Genomic DNA, 21,789 nt, shown 5'->3' on the forward strand with positions numbered 1-21,789 from the left:
CTATACTCCCCCACCTTATACAAAATTACTATCAATAGTTATTTTTTGTATGAATTCCTCATTTTCTATCGTTGTATCTATAGAAACATTATTGTACTTTTCAAGTATCTCTTTTAAATTACTAAGTCCAACACCCCTATTTTCCCCTTTTGTAGAATACCCCTTCTTATAAATCTTATATATAGGAGGTGTGTCTTCTGGACATTTATTTAGTATTGCAATAATCAATGCTTGTCCCCTCTTAACAAATGCAATCTTCACAGTAGGATTTTCGCATTTCTCACCTGCCTCAATGGCGTTGTCTAATAATATTCCCAGAGATCTACTAATATCTATAATATCCATATCTATATTTTCGATAGGTTCTACTATATCTATAAATAATTCAATACCTATTTCCTGCGCTCTTATAAGCTTGGATGATAATAGCCCCTTAATCTCTGGAATCTTTATATTTTTAAGTAGCGCTATTTTAGAGTTATTTTTTCCTATCTCGTTACTTAAAGGCAATATATTTTCATTGAAATGCTTCTTTAACCCTTCCATATCGTCATCTTCAATATAACCAATCATTGAAGAAATTATATTTACGTAGTCATGTTTGAATGCTCTCATATCACTATATAGATTTTCTAAATTATCTGTATACTTTTGTAGGCTCTCAAAGTGACTCTGCTTGTTTTTTAGCTCCATTTCTTTAGTAATACTCTTAAATAATATGAGCATTACCACACCTAAAAGAATAAAGTATATAAAAAATAATAATCCATTTACCTTAAGAACTTCATTTGTAAATCCAAATTTACTTCCCAATATAATATTTATGTAAAATATTATAAGAGTTATCAATAAACTTAAGGTTATTAATATTGAAAACTTATTTTTTAGTTCAATATTAAAAATACTATGTCTCTTTTTAATGATATAACGCACTCCTTTTGTAGTAACAAAAATTAATACAAATCCTGTTGCAATAAACTCAACGTATACCTTACTTATAGTGCTGGCCATGTAAATATCCATATCAAAAATAAATATAAACATGTAACTAACACTAGAATCTATAATTACTGCTATAATAACTGAGAATAGTGGTATTATAGTACTAATAAGCAAGTTTTTACTGTTCTTATATAAGAATACAATGCTAATCATTATTATTGGTATCATAATTATAAATTCATTAATATTAATAACTATTCTAGCTGAAAGCTCTGACAGAACTATCATTGTAATTATATCTCTTTTTTTTATTTTAAATGGAGCTATATTAATTATAGCTGTGTATACAAATAATATTGTTCCTAATAACTTTATATATATCTCCATAAGGCACGGTTATCTCCTTACATTACATTTTATTACATTATATCACAATATTATCCCATAAAAAATAATAAGAGATACAATTTGATTTAAAATTGTATCTCTTATTATTTTAATTATTCTTTACTTATCTTCATTCTTTCTAAGCATTTCAGCTGGTATTTTAGGTTCATATAAACCAAGTATGATACATTTACCCATTGCCTTATCGCTTAATTTTGATGAAGCCTCACCAATCTTAGTTAATAGTTGCTTTTTCATATCCTTCATAATTCCTATACCTCCTATTTAATACTTTATATGTAATTGGTAATATGCTAATAACTTCAGCACATGAAGCTAAAGTAATTAAATTTCTAATGGTTTCACTTGGAACAATTAAAGCTATTACCATTAAAGTTACACCAATTATTACTGCTTTATTTCTTAGACTTTTCCTAAATGCTTGTCCCAAAAGTGGATGATATTCAGTATCTGCTGGTGCATATTGATACAGTAATACATTAATTATCATAAAGATAAGAAATACTATGTATCTGCTAAGCAAAAAATAGTGACTTAAATATCCTCCCCCTACAAACAATAAGAGTGTTGTTATAGTGCAAGCAATACTGCTTTTAGAATGAATTCCAAAGGCATTGCTTCTTAGGGCAGCAAATACAATCATAATAATAAAAGCTTCAATAATTAAATTAATTTTGAAAGCTACAAAAAATACTATTAGAAATTTTGAAATGTTTATTAATAGTATTTCCATGCCTAATTTCATTTTTTGTAGTTCCAAGCCTTCCTTGTTAGTTACTTTATTTATTCTTAAAATAATTATTTCAGCTAATCTCTCCATTATACTCATATGTCTTTTGGCTCCAGTCTCCATGTAAATCATCCAATAAAATTGTATCAAAAAATCACACTTATTTTATATATTTGTCCTAAACGTATTAAATCTTATACTAAACGTAACCTTTAAATATAATTTAATTAAATATCCCTTAAAAATATAATAAAAATCACAGAATAACTCTGTGATTTTAAAGCTACTTATTTAAAATAAACTTATTAATAGCCTTTCCTACACCGGAATTTTCATTATCATCTGTAACATAATCAGCCACAGCTTTTAGGCTTTCCGTTGCATTGCCCATTGCTATTCCAAGTCCAGCGTATTTTACCATAGATATATCATTTTCATGATCTCCTATGCAAATAATCTCTTCTCTATTTATACCTAATATTTCAGCAAAAGCTTTTACTCCACTTCCTTTTGAAGTTCCTTCTGCCATAATCTCTATATTATCTGGACCTGAACTTACTACTTCAAGTCCTCCAAGTTCAATTAAATCCTTTTTTATTTTTTCTATTAGTTCAGGACTTTCAGGGAACATTATAGCTTTAAGAACTTCTCCCTCATATATATCATATACTTCTCTCATATTCTCATGAACTCCAAATGCTACTTGCAAGTGCTTCGGTGCAGTTTTATTTGTAATCATATATGCATTATCTTCTGATGGAAGTTCTCTGGTTATAAATCTATTAAAAGTATTAAAATTTGTTCTTACATCATATTTATCAATAATATCACAAATTTTATTAAATTGGTCTCTGTTTAAGGGATGTTTAAAAATAACCTTATCTTCATCCTTCTCTCTAATATAAGTACCATTAGATGATATAACCGCAACCTTTACACCTATAAGTTCTGCATAAAGACTAGCTGAAGTATATAATCTTCCAGTAGTGATAGCAATTTTCACTCCTTTTTCAACAGCCTCTCTTATAGCTTTTTTATTCAATTCTGTTACTTGATGTTTGTTATTTAACAAAGTACCATCCATGTCGATACATACTAGTTTATAACTCATTTCCTCACTCCTAATCTTCTTAAGTAAATAAGCTTCAATTTTTCTCTAACTTGAAATCTAATCAATATTTACATTATTCTATTTATATATTTAAAATACTCATTAATATCCTTACTTATTATACTCTAAAATATATAAAAAAACTAATCACCTATATATTTTTAGTTTTACATTAAAATGCAAAAAGATAAGGATATTAATCCTTATCTTTAAATATTCAATATATAAATTATAGCACTGCTTTCCATAATCCATGAAGATTACAATATTCTCTTACCTCTATAACATCCTCATCTATTTGGAAAGTAGCTTCTGGTTTATCCGCTGGAGTTAAATCTTTTCTTAATACCTTAGTTGCAGTAACTACTTCTATCCATTGAATTGAATGAGCCTCTGTCATTGGATGTTCAACTTCTCCAACTACTACATGTACTCCACCCTCTACCTTAGTAACAACTGGTATATGTTTTTCTGTAGCTGCTTCAGTTGTATTTCCTTCTAAAAGTGTCATTGGTTTTCCACAACAAACTAAAGTTCCTCCGCCTGCATTTAAAACCTCTACTATATTACCACATAATTCACATCTGTATATTTGCTTTTTTTCTATCATTTCCTCTACCTCCACTTTTTTAATTTTCAACTAATTATGTTCACTATTAAACAATAATTATTATTACCTAATATCATTATATAATATCTTCCTAACTTTTACAATAGTATTTTTTGATTTTTAGTTAAAAATATACTTATGAAGGGAGGTTTATATATGAAAAGAAATAAACATAAAAGTAAAAATAATCCAACTCATAATATCGTAGATGAAAATAAAGATTACCTACCAAACAATAGAGACTTTTATAAACCTGAAGAACATGAGCTTAGAAGCTATTCTCCAAATGGAGATTACACAAAATTACCTGATCCTACTGAAGACCCTATTGTTTGCAATAATATTTCCTATCAAGAATTTGATTATACAGACCAGAGTCTATATAAAGAATAACTCTTTTGTCTATTTATATATAATGCAAAAATCATATTACATCTCATTGTAAAACTCTTAGTTGAAACTTCTAAGAGTTGAAGTGACATGTAAATTCTTTAATGCATTATATATAGTTTAAAAACTTGGATTTACCAAGTTTTTAAACTAATAATTTCATTATAGGGTTTAAGTTCAACTAATAACCTATTCAAACAAGAATAAATTAAGTTTCCTATAAAAAACCCTATATACTTTTTAAAGCTTATAGAACTCTTCAAAAGACTTAATTGTATAATAATGATCTTTTACCCCGCCTAATTCTCTAATTGAGTGCATTCCTAAAATAGGACTTCCCATATCTACAGATCTTATATTTAGATGAGATGAGCTAATAGGTCCTATAGTTGACCCACCTCTCATATCTGAACGGTTAACAAACTTTTGACATGGAACTCCTGCTTTTTTGCATATTTCTTGATATACTGAGGATGAATCTGCATCTGTTGTATAGCTTTGAGATGCTGCTATTTTTATAACTGGACCTCCATTTATTATAGGCTTATTTACAGGGTCTGATTTCTCACTGTAGTTTGGATGTATAGCGTGAGCTAAATCAGCTGAAATCATAAAACTCCTAGCTAAACTTCTTAAATAATCTTCTCTATCTCCTTTAAGTGAAAGTACTATTCTTTCTAGGGTGCTTGCTAAAAATTCTGAATCAGCTCCTTGTTTTGTTAAGCTACCAACTTCTTCATTATCATAACATACTAGAACATTGGTTCCATCTGTTGTTTTACTTGATAATAGAGCCTCCAATCCTGCATGTACCATCGATAAATCATCTAACCTAGATGAACTTATAAATTCCTCATTTAATCCAATAATACTTCCTTTCTCATACTCATACGGAAATAAATCAAAATCAATAATTTCATTTATATTTGTCTTCAACTCTTTTGCTATTAGTTTTAAAATCAGATTACCTTTTTCTAATTCATCATTAATCATAGATATAAGAGGAAGTGTATCTTTTTGTCTATTTATTTTAACACCATCATTTACATCTCTATTCATGTGTATAGCTAAATTAGGAATAATTAATATAGGTTTATTTATATTAATAAACTGAACTTTAGGACATAAAGGATTTTCAGATTTTAAAGTTACTCTCCCTGCTAAAGCTAATGGTCTATCAAACCATGTCGGTAGTATAGGGCCACCATAAACCTCAGTATTTAATTTAATATATGCATTCTCGATAACCATCTCTGGGTTTGGTTTTATTCTAAAACCAGGAGAATCTGTATGTGCTCCAATAATTTTAAATCCACTTTTAGCTGGAGATTCTTTTCCAACTGCAAATGCAATAATTGCAGAATGATTTTTTGTAGTAAAATACTTACCTTTACTTGTAATTTGCCATCTATCTTCTTCTTTTAATTCTTGAAATCCATTTGCCTTAAGCTCTCTCTTTACTCTTTCTGTAGCATGAAATGCAGTAGGACTTTCATATATAAAATCTATTAAATTTTTTGCTAACTTTTTTTCCAAGATAATCACCTCTTCAATATATTATTAAGAAGTAAATGTTAATTAACATTTACTTCAATTATTCTCCCCTATTTTCATAAAAAATCCCATGTAAACAATTATATCATAGTTTTTAATGTATCTAAGCATTTGATATAAATTTAAATATTAGTTAAAATATTTATAATACATTTTGATTGGAGTGTTGACGTGATGATTTTAAAAAGTATTCAAGTTCTCTATGATAAAGATCAAAAAAACTTTGATGATAAGACTAGAAATGAGATTGGACTTTTTGCAGGTATAGTTGGCATTATTATAAACTTTATTTTATTTTTAATAAAAATATTCGTTGGATTATTTTCAAATAGCATTGCTATTACAGCTGATGCATTTCATAGTCTATCTGATTCTGCCTCTTCTATTGTTACGATAATAGGATTTAAAATCGGTTCAAAACCAGCTGATGAAGAACATCCTTTTGGACATGGCCGTATGGAATATATTTCTGCTCTTATAGTAGCATTTATGATACTAATTGTTGGTTTTGAATTTATAAAATCGTCTTTAGGAAAAATATTTGATCCCGAGCCTGTAACCTTTAAAACAATTCATTTCCTATTACTATTATTATCTATATCCTTTAATGTACTTCTTTCTATTTTTAATAGAAATGTTGGAAATAAAATAAACTCAACTGCATTAAAAGCTATTGCTGCTGATAATATGGGAGATGTTTTAACAACTTCAGTAGTTGTATTCTCATTTTTAATTTCTAAATTTTTACCTTTTCATCTAGATGGATATGTAGGCATACTCGTTGCTTTGGCTATAATTTATGCTGGATTCACCTTTATCAAAGAAACTGTTAGTCCTTTACTTGGAGAATCTCCTGACCCTAGTCTAGTTAAATCCATAGAAGAAGGAATTTTATCTTATAAACCAATTTCTGGAGTACATGATTTAATAATTCATAACTATGGCCCTGGAAGATGTATGGCCTCAATTCACGCTGAAATACCTTCTGATATTAATATAATGAAAATTCATGAGGTAATTGATAAGGCAGAAAAGGAATTGTCTGAAAAATTGAATATCTATCTTGTTATACACATGGATCCTATATGTGTAGAAACTGAAGAGGTTCTATCTGCAAAAAATGAATTAGAAAAAATAGTTAAAAATAATCCTATAATAAAATCCTATCATGATTTTAGAATTGTAGGTGAAGGTGAAATTAAGAATTTAATTTTTGATTTAGTTATAAATCCTGATGAATTAAACAAAACAATTAATGAATCAGATTTAAAATTAAGTATTTCTGAATCTATTAAGGAGTATCATCCCCAATACAACTGTGTAATTACTATCGACTATGTTTTCAGCTAAATTTATTCTTATAAACAAAAATAAGTAAAATTTAAAGTGCACCCCAAATGTTTTATATACATAACGTTTGGAGTGCACTTTATCACTTAATTCTTTTTATTTCTTTGCAAAATAATTTCCTAAAACAACTTTATTAGCTACATCTAAAGTTTCTTTTAAGTGTTGTTCTTCCTTGGCATCCTTTGGAGTTCCTATTATCTTACCTGAGTTTAAAACTGTAGTGTCCCTATTAGTATTTACTAATACCCTTCCCATTGAAGTTGACCCAAATTCCTTTCTATCAACCCCAAGAAGATATGAGATAGTTGGAAGAATATCTACTCCTCCTCCATTTACTTTAAACTCTTCTCCTTTAATGCTTGGGTTATATACAATATAAGGGATCTTCATATCATTTGGTTGCCACCAATCACCTTCGAATTTTACATTTTTAAGTTGATCTGGATAGAACTTATGAACTCCAGTATGATCACCATATATCATAATAACAGAATTCTTTAACACACCTTCAGAATCAAGTTTCTTAATAAAGTTTCCTATAGCTTCATCAGTATATCTAACACTTTGGAAGTATGATCCTAATATAGTTTTATCGAACTCTTCTGGAAGTTTTAAAAGCTTCTTATTATCTGGTATATCAAAAGGTCCGTGACTGGTTAATGTCACCATATAACCGTAAAATGGCTCTTTTAATGCAGTTAATTTATCTGCAACTTGGTTTAAATAAGATTGATCGGATAATCCTAATCCTATAACCTCATCAACATTATAACTTGTAATATCCAATGTTTTATCAAACTTAAGGCTTCCTTGATGTACTGGTGCCCAATTCCAATTGCCAGCCACCTCAGGATGAGTAGATAATGATGTATACCCTTTATCCTTTAATAACTCTGCTAAGGTTGTATATTCACGTTGAGGGTATCTAAAGAAGGTTGCCCCTTCTCTTATTGGAAATACTGAAGTATTTATCATAAAGTCTGCATCGGAACTTGTACCGCTATTATTTTGTTCATGCACACCTGAGAAATATAGTGAATTTGATAGTAACTTATTTAAATTTGGAGTTATTTCTTGCCCATAAGCTTTTTGACCTATTACAAAATTCTCAAGAGATTCTACTTGAATTGCAATAAGATTTTTTCCTTGAAGCATACCTTTATATTTATTATCTGGTAAATTTTCATTATTATAATCAAACCAACTAGATATTTGAGTTTTATCACTCTCACTTAATTTTTCAGTCCTATTCAAAACTAAGTATTCATATATATCATAAGCATGATATCCTAAAGGACTCATATTAGACATACTTTGAAAAGGTGCCCAGCAAGTTCTGAATAACATCTTTTCTCCTTTAGTTTTATCTGCTACATCAATAGCATAGTGAGCATAACTAGTATACCCTACTCCAAGTAAGAAAATAATAATAAATGCTATTACACTTCTTCTACCTTCATAAGTCTTTTTAAATATATTTGTTTTAACAATAAGAATTATTAAAATAAAAATATCCATAACAAATATTAAGTCAATCGGTTTAAAATTAAATAAGTTCTTATGAAGTGGATTGAATGTGCTTGGATATAATATGTTGCTTATAGATAAAAATGTTCCATTACTTCTGTAGTACCATATATCCGCAATAAAAAATATTGAAATTAAAGCATTTATGATTAGATTATATCCTGTCTTCCCTTTACCTTTAAATAAATAAGAAAAACTAACTACTATGAGCGGAAAAACTAAATGTGCTAATATATCCGGTTTTCCAAAATACATTAACTTAAAATCAATAGATGCTGACCCATTGGTTCTAATCATCGCTAGATATATATCACTTTTTATAACTAAAAGTATATAGGTTATAATGGCAACTACATCTATGTATTTGATAAATTTTCTATTATTCATAATCTACCTCCAGCTAAACGTTCAAATGCTATTATACACTAATAAATAAAAAAATATAATGGTTATAATTATTAATAATTTGTAATAATTCGTTATTTTTGATATATTTATATATAAGGTCTTAATATTAACAAAATTTTCAATTCTTAATTATTAAATGATCAATATTATAAATATTATTTTAAGGAGGCTACATATGATTTGTCCTAAATGTGGTAGAGAATATGAAAATTCTACCGAATGTCCTTATTGTGCTTCAGAAATGAACACTAGCAATTATTCAAATAATTCTTATTACACATCATCTGAAGTAACAACAGAAGATTTAGAAAATTATGTTGGATTAAAGAAAGCTGATTATTTCTTAACAAAATGGTCAGATATGGATGCCACTGCATCAAAAATATCTTGGAATTGGCCTGCATTTTTTATTAACTGGGTATGGTTACTTTATAGAAAAATGTATGCATTTGGTTTCGCAATATTAGGTTTTAATATAATTTCAAGATTTTTTATAAAAAGTTCAGGTTTTAGCTTTATATTAAATGTGGCTGAAATGGTTGCTGGAGGTTTATTAGGTAATTGGCTTTACAAGTATTCAGCTGAAAAGAAAATAAGGGAAATCAAGAGATTATCTAACGATGAAGAAGTTGCAAGAAGACGTATTTCCATGGCTGGAGGCGTGAACATTGCAGTCCCAATCATTTTTGGAATTATCTATGCCATTGTTATTATATTCTTAATTCTTATAGCCGTGGCTGCATTCGCTGCAAAATCATCATATAATTTCTAAATATATTTATATAAAGTTAAAGAGATGGCAAATGCCATCTCTTTATTTCTATAATACCTTTGACAAGAAGTCTTTAGTTCTTGGATGTGTAGGATTGCCAAATATCTCTTCTGGAGTTCCTTGTTCTACTACATTTCCTCCATCCATAAATAAGATTCTATCTCCTACTTCTCTTGCAAATCCCATTTCATGTGTAACTACTATCATAGTCATACCTTCTGCAGCTAGTGACTTCATAACAGCTAATACCTCTCCAACCATCTCAGGGTCAAGCGCTGAAGTTGGCTCATCAAATAGCATCACGTCTGGCTCCATAGCTAGTGCTCTTGCAATAGCTATTCTTTGCTTCTGCCCACCTGATAAACTACTTGGATATGCACTTGCTTTGTCTTCTAAGCCTACTTTTTTAAGTAATTCCATTGCTTTCGCAGTGGCTTTTTCTCTGCTCCATCCTTTAACCTTAATAGGGGATAAAATTATATTATCCAATACTGTTTTATGAGGAAACAGATTAAAGCTTTGAAAAACCATCCCCATTTTTTCTCTTATCTTATTTATATCAGCTTTTTTATCTGTGATATTTTGTCCTTCAAAAATAATTTCCCCTTTAGTAGGAACCTCTAGAAGGTTAAGACATCTTAAAAATGTAGATTTACCTGAACCGGAAGGTCCAATTACAACTACAACCTCTTGTTTTTCTATATGCTCGTTTATTCCTTTAAGTACTTCATTTTTACCAAAATACTTATGAAGATCATTAACGTGAATCACTTGCTTTTAACCTCCTTTCAACCACACCCATAATTCTAGTTAGAATAAAGGTTATTACAAAGTAAATAGCTGCTGCTACTATCAATGGCTCTAATCCTAAGAAAGATGCAGCTCTTACTGTGCCTGAGTTATACATAAGTTCTGCAACACCAATTACAGAAACCATAGATGACTCTTTGATTATTGAAATAAACTCATTTCCTAATGCTGGAAGAATGTTTTTAAATGCTTGTGGGATTATAATTTCCTTCATTGCTAACCCATGCTTCATTCCTAAGCTTCTCGCTGCTTCCATTTGTCCTTTATCGACAGCTTGTATACCAGCTCTGATTATCTCTGCGACGTACGCAGCTGAATTTAGTGAAAGTGCAATGATACCTATTGCCATATCAGGTAAATCGCTTCCAATAAGTAGAGGTAATCCTATGTATATTATCCAAATTTGAATTAAAAGAGGAGTTCCTCTAACAAATTCAATATAAGCTATTGAAAATGCCTTTAGTATCTTAACTTTTGAAAGCTTCATCATGCTTAAGAATAATCCAAGGATTGTACCTATTATAACTGCAAATAAAGCTAAAATGATTGTGTTCTTAGTTCCTACTACAAAATAATTACTGTATTTTGACAGAAAATCAAAATGTAATGTCAAATCTCTTCCCTCCAATTAAATCAATTAAGGATTTTCAAAAAAATATTGAATAAATTCATCAATTTATCCAATATTTTTTGAAAATCCATAGATTACTATTTTTATTAAAAGTTCTATTCTCCAGCTAATGCATTTGCATCATCAAAGAATTTCTTTAGCTTACCTTCTTTTTCTAATCTATCTAAAGTCTTGTTTATAGCTGCTTGAAGATCAGTATCTCCCTTAGCCATAGCAATTGCATATCCTCCAACTTGATCCTTAATTACAGCTGATGATAACGCTAAATCAGGATTTTTAGCAACATATGCTTCAGCAACTGGCTGTTCTAATAACACACCATCAATCTTACCACTCTTTAAGTTCATTATTACATCACCATTTTTGCTTAAAGAATTCAATTCTGGATTAGTTATTTTTTCTTTAACTGTATCTTCTTGAACAGTTCCTTTTTGTACTCCAATTTTCTTTCCATTGAAATCTTCTGGTTTAGTATACTTATCTTTATTTTCTGCTTTTACTACAAATACATTATCAGTTTTATAATATAGATTTGAAAAATCTGCATTTTGCTTTCTTTCTTCTTTTGGTGTCATTCCTGATAATATCATATCAAACTTTTTACCTTGTAACGCTGGTAGTAATCCATCAAAATCCATCTCTTTTATTTCAAGCTTTACTCCTAAGTCCTTTGCAATTTCTTGCGCGATACTTACATCCATACCAACTACATTACCTTGAGTATCCTTAAATTCGAAAGGTGGAAAATCTGGTGATGTTCCCATAACAATTTTCCCACTATCTTTAATCTTTTGCAAAGTTGTTTTAGATTCTTCTTTCTTACCACATGCCATTAATCCCAATGCCATTACACTTACTAATGATAATGCCATTACCTTTTTTAACATTTCTTTTTTCATAATAAATAACCCCCTTATTATAATTATATATCCATCAAAAATAATATCATTTTTAGTATAGGAATAATTATACACTACTAGTTTATATTTATGCAATACTTTTATAATATTTTCGTATAAAAATTAAATTTTATCTTACTTTCATCTTTTTAGGCTTAAAATTTTCTTTCAACGAATGTAAATTATGCATAAAATTATGCATATTTTACCTTTTTTCAACTTTTATACTAGTCAATCTATGAAGAGCTCTTGTACTCATAATATACTTTATTAAGTTCTCCTTATTATTATCTTCATCTTCGTCTAATATTATTACTCCATCAAATTCTAATCCTTTAGCAAAATATGAAGGTATTAGAACTATCCCTCCATTATAGATAACTTCTTCTCTGTCAAATACAACATTACTTACTTCTTCTTTAATTAAGTTCCCCAATTCCTTTAATCCATTAACGTCTTTTTTTATAACTGCAATACTTCCCAATCCTTCTTGTTGCATCTCTTTTATTTCTTTTATTATTAGATTAAGGAGATCTTCATTGTTGCAAGTATATTCCTTAACTACATCTCCTGATCTAACTAATGGTATTATTTTTTCTTCTTGAAGATATTTATTAGCATACTCCATAATTTCCTTTGTAGAACGATAACTCTTATTAAGTTTAAATTCATGAATATCTTCACCAAAAATATCACTTAAATTAAGCATAGCAGGTTTTTCATCAAGCTTCACTAGTCGTTGATTGGAATCTCCTAGTATTGTAAAGCTATTACATCCTATATATTCTTTTATAGCCATAAATTGAAGCTTAGAATAATCTTGTGCTTCATCAATAACTATATGTTTTATATCTCCTCTATATTTAGCTCCCCAAAGTTTTACCATTAAATATAATATAGGCGCTAAATCTAAGTGAGTTAGGCTTCTATATTCATTTATTCTATTATATAATTCAATTGGCTTTTCACAGTTCATAAATTCATCTACTGCTTTTCTTGAATTAATCACTTCTCTAACAATCTCTCTTATTTTTATTCTTCTACTGAACTCTAAATTTAATTCCTCTAAAACTAATTGTTCTGATGTTAGAGTCTTTTTATATTCCTCAATTTCCTTATTTAACTTCCAGACTCTTTCATCTCTTTTGTTTTTAATTCTTGAAATAATTACTCTCTTAATTTTTTCACTTCTTTTAAATAAAGGCATATACTTATAATCTTCAATAAATAGCTTTTCTATTTCTTCTTTTGAATAAACAACTTCATCATAGTAGCAAACATCTTTTAAATTAAAATAGTTACGCTCACTTTCGATTATAAAATTCTCTATAAAATTAGTAAATTTATTAGAATTCTTATACTTAACTTCATTTAAAAATTCTTCTTCACCTGAATAAATCTTTTCAATATACTCTTGAAAATCCATTACTTCTATATCCTTAAGCTCATTTAGTGCAAAATTAACAAAAGTATCTTGCTTAACACCAACTTCACCTAAACTTGGCAGCACTTGTGATATATATTCCATAAATATAGAATTGGGACCTAAAATAAGTACTCTACCTTCCAATGCTTTTCTATAGTTATACAACAAATATGCAACTCTATGTAATGCTATCGTGGTCTTACCACTTCCAGCTACACCATCTACTACCATATTTATTTCTCTACTCATTCTAATGATATCATCTTGTTCTTGTTGGATTGTCATTATGATATCTCTTAATTTTTCAGACGAATTTTCACTTAAAATCTTTTGGAGTATATCATCCTTAACGTCAATTTCTGAATCAAATATTCCTTCTAAGGTTCCTTTTTTAACAATTATTTGTCTTCTTCCAAGTATTTCAGTTTCAATTTCTCCCATTGGTGCCTTATATTTTGCTTTTCCTAGGGTTCCATGATAAAACAAGGAAGCTATTGGAGCTCTCCAATCTATTACTACAGGTTCTAAATCATTTTCATTAGTTACTCCAAATCTTCCTATATAAAGACTTTCAGGATATTGCTCTTTATCTTCAATAAACGTCACTCTTCCGAAATAAGGAGATTCCTTTAATATGGTCATTTCTTTTAATTTTCTATCTATTGTTTTAAAAGCTTCTTCTTTTGCATATCTCTCATGATCGAAAAATTCAATTACAGCATCTTCGTCATCTTTATATTCATCTATAAAGTTCTTTCTGTATTCCAATATATACTCAGTAATTGCCTTTCTTTTTGCTAGCGCACTTAAAATCTCATTATTCAATATTTCTAAAGTTTCACTTAGCTTTTTTTTCTCAACTATAAATTCAACATCTTTATTATCCATGTAAAAGCTTCATCCTCCCTATGATGTAAAAAAGTTTCCCTAAGGAAACTATTTTACTCAAATAAACTTTTATTATTCTAGTGATATATTTTCTATCTTCTCTTCTAATCTTTGATTATTATTTTCATCAGTAGTATCTTCATTAACTTTTTCATTATTTATGCTTATATCTTCTTCTTTACTTTTGGCATAAATAGCTTTTCTTGCTTCTTCTCTACTTTCTCTCTCTTTATCTTTTTCTTCTTTTAGGGCTTTAAGCTCTGGATACTTTTCAAATACCATCTCTAAGAACTCATCCCCCATTAAAGTTTCTTTATCCAATAATGTATTTGATATCTTAGTTAAAAGATCCCTATTTTCATCTAAAAGCTTTATTGCTTTCTTATGACAATTTTTAATAATATTTAATGTCTCTTCATCAACTCTTGTTAATGTTTGTTCTGAGCAGTTAGCTGCATTTCTTCCATCTAAATATCTATTTCTTACAGTTTCTAAAGCCATCATATCAAAAGTGTCAGTCATTCCATAAAGTGCAACCATACTTCTTGCTGATTGTGTTGCTCTTTCAATATCATTTGACGCACCAGTTGAAATTAAGTTAAATTCTACTTCTTCAGCGGCTCTTCCTCCAAGCATAACTGTAATTTGATCTAATAATTCATCCTTTGATACCAAGTACTTTTCTTCCTCTGGTAGTTGCATAGTATATCCTAAAGCTCCCATAGTTCTTGGAACTATAGTAATTTTATGCACAGGATCAGTATTCTTTAATAATGCTGCAACTAATGCATGCCCAACTTCGTGGAAAGCAACGATTTTCTTTTCACGAGGTGATAATATTCTATCCTTCTTCTCTTTTCCTGCTATAATTACTTCTACTGCTTCTTCTAAATCTTCTTGAATAACCTCAGTTCTCTTATGTTTAACAGCCCTTAAAGCTGCCTCATTTACAATGTTTGCTAAGTCAGCTCCTACAGCTCCAGGAGTTCCTTTTGCTATAGACTCTAAGTTAACTTCTGAATCTAATTTTACATCTTTAGCATGTACCTTTAAAATCTCTTGTCTACCAATTAAGTCTGGTCTATCTACAATTACTCTTCTATCAAATCTTCCTGGTCTAAGCAATGCTTTATCCAGTATTTCTGGTCTATTTGTAGCTGCTAAAATAACAACTCCTTTTGAAGAATCAAATCCGTCCATCTCTGCAAGTAGTTGATTTAGTGTTTGTTCTCTTTCATCATTTCCACTTATATTTCCTTCTCTGCTCTTACCAATTGCATCTACTTCATCTATAAACACTATACAAGGAGCTTTTTCTTCTGCTTGTCTAAAAAGATCTCTAACTCTTGAAGCTCCCATTCCCACAAACATTTCAACAAAATCCGAACCTGATAAAGAAAAAAATGGCACTTTAGCTTCTCCTGCAACAGCTTTTGCAAGTAGTGTCTTACCTGTACCAGGAGGCCCTACTAATAGAGCTCCTTTAGGTAGTTTTGCCCCAATCTCAGTATATCTTTCAGGCTTATGTAAGAAATCTACAATTTCTTTTAAGGATTCTTTTGCCTCTTCTTGTCCTGCAACATTATCGAAGGTTATTCCTGTTTGATCCTCTGCATATAGTTTTGCAGTATTTTTACCAAAGGACATTACTCCTCCACCCATTTTTTTATCCATTTTACCAAACATCAATCTTCCTATGAAAATCACAAATACCATTGGTAAAATCCATGAAAGAAGAAGTTCCATAACTGGGAAACTATCTTGTTTTTTTCCACCATATTTTACACCTGCATCATCTAATTCCTTAACTAATGATGGATCATTAAGATTTACAGTATATATACTTTTTCCATAATCTTTATTTTCCTTAATAGGATATATGTTTATTACATTAGTATCTATTACAACTTCCTCAATCTGCTTATCTTTTAGCATAGTCTTGAATTCATTATATTTTAACTGTTTAGTCATGAAAAGTGACTTAGAATAATTGAATGTTACTAATATAGAAATTGCTATTAGTCCATATATAAGTAAATATTTTAATTTCTTATTATCTTTAAACATAAATGTTCTTCACCCCATTTTTCTGTAGTTAGTTATTTTACAAACCCAAATCTATTAAATGGATACACTCTTAATTGAGCTTTTCCCTTTATATCCTTGCCATCTATAAATGGATTATTCCAATATCTTGCATCTTCTGAATTTGCTCTGTTATCTCCTAAAAAGAAAAACTTTCCTTCAGGTACTTTAAACTCTCCATCGTATGAAGATGGATATTTTACATAATCCTCATTTATTTTTTCATTGTTAATATATACTTCTCCGCCCTTTATTTTTACAGTATCTCCAGGAATTCCGATTAACCTTTTTATAAGTGTATCTCCTAGTTCACTAGAATAAAATACAATTATATCACCATGTTTTAAATTCTCTGGTTTATATACTCTTGTTACAAATAACTGATCATTTACTTGCAATGTTGGTTTCATTGACTCCGAAGGTATATATATCTTAAATAGTAAAAACTTATTTATTATTACTGTTGCAATAATAGCCAATACTATTGGAAATATCCAATCATATATAAATCTTTTAAAACCACTTATACTTTTTTGTTCAACTTCTGAGTTATTAGTATTATCCTCCATTATTCCTCCCATATTCCGTCTACTAATTTATTTATTTCTTCTTCTCTCTGTTTTGTTAAAATCTCATCAACAACATAAGATCCATCCTTACTAATTATAACTTTTCCACTTGCAATTTCTCCAAGGATTAAAGAAATATCAATATCTTTAAGTTCTCCTTCATCATTTTCACAAACAGCAAAGTCTCCTTCAATTCTATCAATTATATATTTCAAAATATTCTCCTTCTATAAAGATATTATTAAATAGTATATCATATTTGTATTATTTATTTTAACCTTAATAAAATAAAAAATCTATAAAGAATTTATAAAATATTAACCTAACTATTCAATATAAAAAAATAAATAAGATTCAGCTACAAAATAACTGAATCTTATTTGTATTATATTTCATTTCTTAATATATCTTCATAACTTTCTCTTTTACATATAACCCTAGCTTTTCCTTCCCTAACCATAATAACTGCAGGTCTAGGAATTTTATTATAGTTGTTTGCCATAGAATAACCATATGCTCCAGTAGAAAATACTGCTAATATATCTCCACTCTCAACCTTGGGTATAGATATATCATTAATAAGTATATCTCCTGACTCGCAACACTTACCTGCAATTGTTACCTCTTCATATTGTTCTTCCCCTAGTCTGTTTACAACCAAACAATTATATTCGGCTCTATATAATGCAGGTCTTATATTATCAGTCATACCACCATCTACTGAAACGTATTTTCTTACTTCTGGAATATCTTTAATTGAACCTATAGTATATAAAGTTGTACCAGCATTTGCTATTATTGATCTTCCTGGTTCAATTGATAAAGTTGGCATCTCAATTCCAAGCTTCGTACATACATCTTCTGCCTTATCGAGTATCGCTTTACAATACTCCTTGGTTTCTCTAGGTTCATCTCCTTCATTATAATAAACCCCGAATCCTCCACCTAAATCTAACTCAGGTATTTTAATTCCTAGTTCTTTTTGAGCCTTAAATAATAAGTTCAACATTATTTCTGTTGCATCTTCATATGGTTCTATTTCAAATATTTGAGATCCAATATGACAATGAAGCCCACTTAATTCAATGTTTTTGTAAGAAGATGCTGCTTTAATAGCTTCAAAAATCAGATCTCCAACTGGAGCAAATCCAAATTTTGAGTCTATTTGGCCAGTTTTTATATACTCATGGGTATGCGCTTCTATTCCTGGTGTTATTCTTAGATATATCTTCTGAACAATTCCGTATTCTTTAGCAATAGAATCTAATATCTCTAGTTCATATAAATTATCTACTACAAATCTCCCAACTCCATTGCTTATACCCATTTTTATCTCATCTACAGTTTTATTATTTCCATGAAAATAAATTTTTTCAGCTGGATATTCAGCCTTAAGTGCAGTAAATAATTCTCCACCAGATACTACATCTAAATATAGGCCTTCATCTCTAATTATTCTACACATTTCTAATGTTAAAAAAGCTTTTCCAGCATAAGCAACTCTATTTCCTGTCTCCGAACACTGAAAACTTTTATAGTAATCTCTACAATTATTTCTTACTAGTTCCTCATCAACTACATAAACTGGTGTTCCATATTCTTTATCTAAAATACTAGCTTCAACTCCTCCAATATATAGCTGATTGTTCTCAATTTGTGCTGTACCAAATAATTTCATCTTTATTCCCCCTTGTTTATTTGCCCCATAAAAAAATCGTCAAGGCGATTATGAGCCGTCGATTTTTTTCTCGCATCTGCCTTTCCAAACGCATGTGAGGAAAATTTGGCAGGCGACTAATTCTATTTTTTATTCTTTAGGTAGGTTTAGTTAATCCTTAGATTATAATTCAAACTTATAGTGTTATCCACAACTTTAAAATATTATAGATTCCTAAAGAAAAATAAAAGTCACAGAAAAATCTGTGACGGGTAGAGTTCTTTTGTATAGGGTATTGTAATTATTACAATAAAATCATCGTAATTAATTGCAATTAGCCTACCTTGTAGCTCTCCACATATAGTGACAATCATGAATATTTTCTATTCATGACCAGAGATAACTTCTGCCGTTGCTATCTCTTCGGCTATTTCTCCTTTCCTTAAAGATCGTCACTTGCCAGTTCCTTTTAAGTACTAATAGTAAATAGCTCCTCTACCCTAGGTATATATTATATTGTATTCAACTTGATGTTAATATGATAACATACTCCTTTTAGTTGTCAATAAAAATTTAAGAATTCCTATATCTATCCATTAAGCTACTCATTATATCTGCTCCGAGAGGTGGTGTATAAGTTATTGCATTTGCCCCAGCTCTTATTGTTTCTTCAACACTTTCTTCAGTTGGTCCTCCCGTTGCGATTACTGGGAATTCAGGAAATTGACTCCTAATTTTTCTTACAATTGTAGCTGTATCCTTACCACCTGAAACATTTAATATAGTTGCTCCTGATTCTATTCGCTCTTCTATATTCTCATTTTCAGATACAATTGTCACAATAATAGGTATATCAATAGTTTTTCTTATCTTACTTATTATCTCGTTTGATGTTGGGGCATTTAGTACTACTCCCATAGCACCTTTAAATTCAGCATCTAATGCTAAGTTAATAACTCTTTTCCCTTGAGTTATACCTCCGCCAACTCCACAAAATACAGGTACATCTGCTGCCATAACTAGAGCCTCAGTAATTACAGGTTGAGGTGTAAATGGGTACACTGCTATAATGGCATCCGCATTTGTATTTCTTATTATTGCAACATCTGTAGTAAATAATAATGATTTTATTCTCTTGCCAAATATCTTAATTCCGCTACAATTTCTAATAACTTGAGGCACCTCAATAACATGATTCCTTAAGGTTCCCTTAATCTCAGGTACAAACTTAGACTCTTTTTGTGACATACAATTACCTCCATGAAAATTTATTCTAAATATATTATAATACTAAAAATTTTAGTATAAAATATATTAACATTATCTTAAATAATTTGTAATATTTATCTTGATATCAAATATGAAACAAAAAAAGAGTTCCTACTTATTCAAGATACTCTTTTCAAATTATAAATACTAATATAAATGCAAATTAATATTAATAATTATATTTTTCTAGTATTTTTTTTACTACTTTTTTTCCTATAGCGTCTTCTTCCATCTGTGCCAATGCCTTTTCTAAAGGTATCCATTCTAAAGCTTCAACCTCAGATGATTTATTTATATCTCCACTCTTATATTTTGCCATAAAAGTTAACATTAATAGTTCTTTACCATATACAAAATCACTGCCTAAATATTCTATGTTCTCTATCTGTATCCCTGTTTCCTCCATAACTTCCCTTGCTACAGTTTGCTCTACAGTTTCATCTACTCCAACATATCCAGATACAAGCACTTTAGAATTTTTATATATATAACTTTGCTTCAATAATAAAATTTCTTTTTCCTTAATAACTGCTATTACGGCACAAGGCTTTGGTAAGTCAAAAAACAACGTATCATCGTGTTCGCAGAATGGTACTGCCCCTTCATCCCAACTATCTTTTAGTTCTAACTTTCTTCCACATAGTGGACAATATTTAAACTTCATTCTACCCACTCCCCAAACAACCTATAATTTTACTTCAATTTCCTTTAATATTTCAATTGATTTTTCTGTTACCTTACAAGAATATGCATAAATATCAACACCATTTTTATTTGCAAATTTTACTGCTTCTCCAAACTTAGAATCCATACTATAGTTTGGTGTAAAGCTCAGTATCTCCTCCATCTGAATCAAAAACATTATTCCAGCTCCGTTACCATTTTTCTTCGCTTCTATTAACTCTAAAACGTGTTTAGTTCCTCGCTCAGTCGGCGCATCTGGGAATGATGCTTTTCCATGGAGTTCAAGAGTAACTCCCTTTACCTCTAAATAATATACTTCACCTAAAGAATTTGTCAATCTAAAGTCAAACCTGCTACTTCCATAGAACTTTTCACTCTCTATAATCTCATAATTACTAAGCTCTTTAATAATTCTTTTTTGTAAGGCTTCTTTTACTACCTTATTAGGTATTTGAGAGTCTATATTTATTAGCTTACTTTCATCTTTGTACGCTGCAATTAAATCATATTTTGTCTTTCTACTTGGATTTAATTCTTCACGTAAAATAACTTTAGTATTAGGCTTTAATATTTCTCTGCACCTTCCAGTATTAGGAACATGTACTACTATCTCTTCTCCATTTAGCACTACTTTAGCATTAAATCTATTTGGCCTTTCTAAAAATACTCCCACTTCAATATTATTTTTAAATTCCATATTATCACCTTGATTTCATTTTGTGAATATCTTTCATCTGCTCTTATTTTATAATTTTCTTGTTTTTTTATCCACAATTATGTTTAATTAATTAACAGTTTATTAGTGTTTCCTTGTTGATTATTTAATTGTTATTCAAACTTCTAATGTTTATAATTCCTAAAGAGTAAAAAAATCGTCAAGGCGATTATGAGCCGTCGATTTTTTTCTCGCATCTGCCTTTCCAAACGAATGTGAGGAAAATTTGGCAGGCGACTAATTCTTTTTTTTACTCATTAGGGGAATCTATAGTTTTTCTATAGGAAACTTAATTTATTCATGCATAATAAGTTATTATTTAAACTTAAAACCCTATAGTAAATCTTTAAATCA

21 protein-coding genes and 1 riboswitch are annotated in these 21,789 nt (G+C 29.4%); of the genes, 3 read left to right on the forward strand and 18 right to left on the reverse strand.

All coding sequences use genetic code 11. The annotated features are described in order from the left end of the window. Window positions 1-15: 15 nt before the first annotated feature. From PTZ02_RS12050 to PTZ02_RS12070, 5 genes are all read right to left on the reverse strand, one after another. Window positions 16-1,329, reverse strand: coding sequence for a sensor histidine kinase (locus tag PTZ02_RS12050; protein WP_274228026.1), 1,314 nt, complete (start codon window positions 1,327-1,329; stop codon window positions 16-18). A gap of 120 nt (window positions 1,330-1,449) precedes the next feature. After that, on the reverse strand, window positions 1,450-1,596 hold the full coding sequence (locus tag PTZ02_RS12055; protein ID WP_274228027.1) for a hypothetical protein: 147 nt from the start codon (window positions 1,594-1,596) through the stop codon (window positions 1,450-1,452). Continuing rightward, window positions 1,565-2,203, reverse strand: coding sequence for an accessory gene regulator B family protein (locus PTZ02_RS12060; protein ID WP_274228028.1), 639 nt, complete (start codon window positions 2,201-2,203; stop codon window positions 1,565-1,567). The genes PTZ02_RS12055 and PTZ02_RS12060 overlap by 32 nt, the downstream gene beginning before the upstream one ends. Window positions 2,204-2,363: 160 nt before the next feature. Further along, window positions 2,364-3,191 (reverse strand): Cof-type HAD-IIB family hydrolase, encoded by an 828-nt coding sequence (locus PTZ02_RS12065; protein ID WP_274228029.1) that lies wholly within the window; start codon window positions 3,189-3,191, stop codon window positions 2,364-2,366. A 229-nt stretch (window positions 3,192-3,420) separates the two neighbouring features. Further along, window positions 3,421-3,801, reverse strand: coding sequence for a desulfoferrodoxin (locus PTZ02_RS12070; protein WP_274228030.1), 381 nt, complete (start codon window positions 3,799-3,801; stop codon window positions 3,421-3,423). 156 nt (window positions 3,802-3,957) lie between these two features. Here PTZ02_RS12070 and PTZ02_RS12075 point away from each other — a divergent pair, with 156 nt between their 5' ends. Then, window positions 3,958-4,194 carry a hypothetical protein gene (locus PTZ02_RS12075; RefSeq protein WP_274228031.1) on the forward strand — a complete coding sequence of 79 codons (237 nt, stop codon included), beginning with the start codon at window positions 3,958-3,960 and terminating at the stop codon, window positions 4,192-4,194. 237 nt (window positions 4,195-4,431) lie between these two features. Here PTZ02_RS12075 and PTZ02_RS12080 read toward each other — a convergent pair whose 3' ends face one another. Next, complete coding sequence (locus PTZ02_RS12080; protein WP_443112618.1) at window positions 4,432-5,727, reverse strand: M18 family aminopeptidase; 1,296 nt, start codon at window positions 5,725-5,727, stop codon at window positions 4,432-4,434. A gap of 192 nt (window positions 5,728-5,919) precedes the next feature. Between PTZ02_RS12080 and PTZ02_RS12085 the strand changes: the two genes are divergently transcribed. Then, window positions 5,920-7,095 carry a cation diffusion facilitator family transporter gene (locus tag PTZ02_RS12085; RefSeq protein ID WP_274228097.1) on the forward strand — a complete coding sequence of 392 codons (1,176 nt, stop codon included), beginning with the start codon at window positions 5,920-5,922 and terminating at the stop codon, window positions 7,093-7,095. A gap of 96 nt (window positions 7,096-7,191) precedes the next feature. Here PTZ02_RS12085 and PTZ02_RS12090 read toward each other — a convergent pair whose 3' ends face one another. Then, window positions 7,192-9,009: an LTA synthase family protein gene (locus PTZ02_RS12090; RefSeq protein WP_274228032.1), complete on the reverse strand. Its 1,818-nt coding sequence runs from the start codon at window positions 9,007-9,009 to the stop codon at window positions 7,192-7,194. Window positions 9,010-9,205: 196 nt separating this feature from the next. Here PTZ02_RS12090 and PTZ02_RS12095 point away from each other — a divergent pair, with 196 nt between their 5' ends. Beyond that, window positions 9,206-9,802: a DUF2628 domain-containing protein gene (locus PTZ02_RS12095; RefSeq protein WP_274228033.1), complete on the forward strand. Its 597-nt coding sequence runs from the start codon at window positions 9,206-9,208 to the stop codon at window positions 9,800-9,802. 48 nt (window positions 9,803-9,850) lie between these two features. On the opposite strand, the gene PTZ02_RS12100 is transcribed toward PTZ02_RS12095, so the two are convergent. From PTZ02_RS12100 to sfsA, 11 genes are all read right to left on the reverse strand, one after another. Continuing rightward, window positions 9,851-10,573 (reverse strand): amino acid ABC transporter ATP-binding protein, encoded by a 723-nt coding sequence (locus tag PTZ02_RS12100; RefSeq protein ID WP_274228034.1) that lies wholly within the window; start codon window positions 10,571-10,573, stop codon window positions 9,851-9,853. Further along, the gene (locus PTZ02_RS12105; RefSeq protein ID WP_274228035.1) at window positions 10,560-11,225 is read right to left on the reverse strand and encodes an amino acid ABC transporter permease; all 666 of its coding nucleotides are present in this window, start codon (window positions 11,223-11,225) and stop codon (window positions 10,560-10,562) included. The genes PTZ02_RS12100 and PTZ02_RS12105 overlap by 14 nt, the downstream gene beginning before the upstream one ends. Before the next feature lie 113 nt (window positions 11,226-11,338). Next, a complete protein-coding gene (locus PTZ02_RS12110) occupies window positions 11,339-12,142 on the reverse strand; it encodes a transporter substrate-binding domain-containing protein (RefSeq protein WP_274228036.1) in 804 nt (267 codons plus the stop codon). A gap of 205 nt (window positions 12,143-12,347) precedes the next feature. After that, a complete protein-coding gene (locus PTZ02_RS12115; protein ID WP_274228037.1) occupies window positions 12,348-14,456 on the reverse strand; it encodes a HelD family protein in 2,109 nt (702 codons plus the stop codon). 72 nt (window positions 14,457-14,528) lie between these two features. Continuing rightward, on the reverse strand, window positions 14,529-16,523 hold the full coding sequence (gene ftsH, locus PTZ02_RS12120) for an ATP-dependent zinc metalloprotease FtsH (protein ID WP_274228038.1): 1,995 nt from the start codon (window positions 16,521-16,523) through the stop codon (window positions 14,529-14,531). A 32-nt stretch (window positions 16,524-16,555) separates the two neighbouring features. Beyond that, entirely contained in the window at window positions 16,556-17,110 is a 555-nt protein-coding gene (gene lepB, locus PTZ02_RS12125) for a signal peptidase I (RefSeq protein WP_274228039.1), read from the reverse strand. Further along, window positions 17,110-17,325 (reverse strand): DUF3006 domain-containing protein, encoded by a 216-nt coding sequence (locus PTZ02_RS12130; RefSeq protein ID WP_274228040.1) that lies wholly within the window; start codon window positions 17,323-17,325, stop codon window positions 17,110-17,112. Before PTZ02_RS12130 ends, lepB begins: the two co-directional genes overlap by 1 nt. 170 nt (window positions 17,326-17,495) lie before the next feature. Next, window positions 17,496-18,788 carry a diaminopimelate decarboxylase gene (gene lysA, locus PTZ02_RS12135; protein ID WP_274228041.1) on the reverse strand — a complete coding sequence of 431 codons (1,293 nt, stop codon included), beginning with the start codon at window positions 18,786-18,788 and terminating at the stop codon, window positions 17,496-17,498. Between the two features lie 318 nt (window positions 18,789-19,106). Beyond that, a riboswitch (Lysine riboswitch) is annotated at window positions 19,107-19,273 on the reverse strand. A gap of 67 nt (window positions 19,274-19,340) precedes the next feature. Then, window positions 19,341-20,015 (reverse strand): hydrolase, encoded by a 675-nt coding sequence (locus PTZ02_RS12140; protein ID WP_274228042.1) that lies wholly within the window; start codon window positions 20,013-20,015, stop codon window positions 19,341-19,343. Between the two features lie 190 nt (window positions 20,016-20,205). Then, on the reverse strand, window positions 20,206-20,700 hold the full coding sequence (locus PTZ02_RS12145) for an NAD(+) diphosphatase (RefSeq protein ID WP_274228043.1): 495 nt from the start codon (window positions 20,698-20,700) through the stop codon (window positions 20,206-20,208). A 21-nt stretch (window positions 20,701-20,721) separates the two neighbouring features. Then, window positions 20,722-21,417: a DNA/RNA nuclease SfsA gene (gene sfsA / locus PTZ02_RS12150; RefSeq protein WP_274228044.1), complete on the reverse strand. Its 696-nt coding sequence runs from the start codon at window positions 21,415-21,417 to the stop codon at window positions 20,722-20,724. Window positions 21,418-21,789 lie beyond the last annotated feature (372 nt).

The organism is Clostridium sp. 'White wine YQ' (genome assembly GCF_028728205.1).
Classification (GTDB): domain Bacteria; phylum Bacillota; class Clostridia; order Clostridiales; family Clostridiaceae; genus Clostridium_T.